The organism is Shewanella sp. SG44-6, assembly GCF_014164185.1.
GTDB classification, from domain to species: Bacteria; Pseudomonadota; Gammaproteobacteria; order Enterobacterales; family Shewanellaceae; genus Shewanella; species Shewanella vesiculosa.
Genome location: NZ_JACJER010000268.1, coordinates 1 through 1,617, shown reverse-complemented (window position 1 = coordinate 1,617; position 1,617 = coordinate 1). Strand labels below are relative to the sequence as shown.

Below are 1,617 nucleotides of genomic sequence, written 5' to 3'. Positions count from 1 at the left end.
CACTGCTTTATAAGTTGCTGGGTATCAAACGATACCTTTGTGGAGGCTTGAGCCTAGTGCAGTGAAAGTTGCACGCTGGGTTCTTAGGAGGGCGGCACTTGGTAACAAGTGTCGTCTATCCGACATAAATAATTTACGTGTCGAGGCTAATTTCTGTACATGTATATGATTCAGTGAACATTTTTTATGGTTCATAAGAGAGCTAGCTTCACACGCGGAGCTTTTTTCTCGGTCAACATCACCTTTAATGGCATCAATAGCTTTCAGAGCTTTTTGATATGAAAAAATAATAAAAATCTTATTCTCAACAGCACTCTACTTCCTTAAAAAAGAGTCCTGAAATACTATTTTTTGTAACTATTGAATATAAGCTATTTTCTGCATCTGTAGTGTAATAAAAAAGACCCGTTTCACGAACTCTAAATAGGTTCGGGTTAGTTATACCACTCTTATTAAATACCATGCGCTTAAACTTACGAATCCTATCAGGTCGACCATTACGCATATTTCTTTCACTAAGATCTTCATTCAAAGCGCTATCAAACCCTAAAACATTAAATGCAAGCCATTTTTCGCCGTCATTATTACATTCTAGAAGCTCAATGTTCTTTCCAAAATCATTAAGGAATAAGTGCGAATACATTGGAGAAACAACAAAGGTAGAGGCACCTAAGCCAGCTATGTCTGGTACTTTAAGCTTCTGATTGTTCGAAGGTTCAACTTGCCAAACAACATTGAGTAATCCCCAAAATTCTTTCATTGAAATATTACCGTTAAATGAAAGCAATCTATTTTCAGTCAATTGCAAAACATGTTCAAATGCGGATTCACTCAGAAGCATAAATTCATCAGGGTCAAGATATACGCTAAATACCTTATTAAACTTTGAAGTCATTAGTTATTATTACCCTGCTGCAGTTAAAGATGAATTAATCGGAAATACACCAATCTTGAGGTCTTCTGCTACATCACGTAACGTTTCAATAATCCCACGATGGCCTAGACCTTCGGCTATAGTATCTTCAAGTAGGTATTCAACATTCAGATAGTATTTACCGGAGTGTATCTTTGAGTGAGGATAAGCATCAGGCATTGAGTCCATTGGGACATGCTTTTGAAATCTAGGAAGGTAAACACCATTGGCTTCGTGATCTATATCTATACCAAAAGCTGCTAATCTTAATCTAGACCTAGCGGCACGCAGATCACTCCAGGATACAATATGATGAGCTGCAGTATTATCAGGCTTCTTTCCACGATTAGCTGCATACATATTCTCGGCTAATTTAGTAGAGTGCATCTTCATGTGTTCCCAACGCACTCTTCGGGATAAAAGCAAGTCTGCTTGTGGAATTATGCCTTCTTTATACTTTACCGAGTCAATAATTTCACCTCGATAATAAATACTAAGAGATTCAGCATGAGCTTTTGCGAGGGTACGGTCACCTGTTATTCGAGTTAAATCATCCTCAATATCAGTGACCGATACTTCATATATTTTTTGTTGATTATTCATTTATCTAAGTTCCTTTTAGATTTTAGAAAGTTATTATCACAAATGGTAAGATTATATTCAAGTTTCATATGGATATGGATATGGATATGGATATGGATAAG

Annotated in this window: 2 protein-coding genes; both read right to left on the bottom strand. The window is 36.5% G+C overall.

Annotated elements, in window-relative coordinates:
• Positions 1–304 precede the first annotated feature (304 nt).
• Positions 305–895, bottom strand: coding sequence for a hypothetical protein (locus tag H5185_RS22050; protein WP_182743292.1), 591 nt, complete (start codon positions 893–895; stop codon positions 305–307).
• A 9-nt stretch (positions 896–904) separates the two neighbouring features.
• Positions 905–1,516: an AHH domain-containing protein gene (locus tag H5185_RS22045; RefSeq protein ID WP_182743290.1), complete on the bottom strand. Its 612-nt coding sequence runs from the start codon at positions 1,514–1,516 to the stop codon at positions 905–907.
• Positions 1,517–1,617 lie beyond the last annotated feature (101 nt).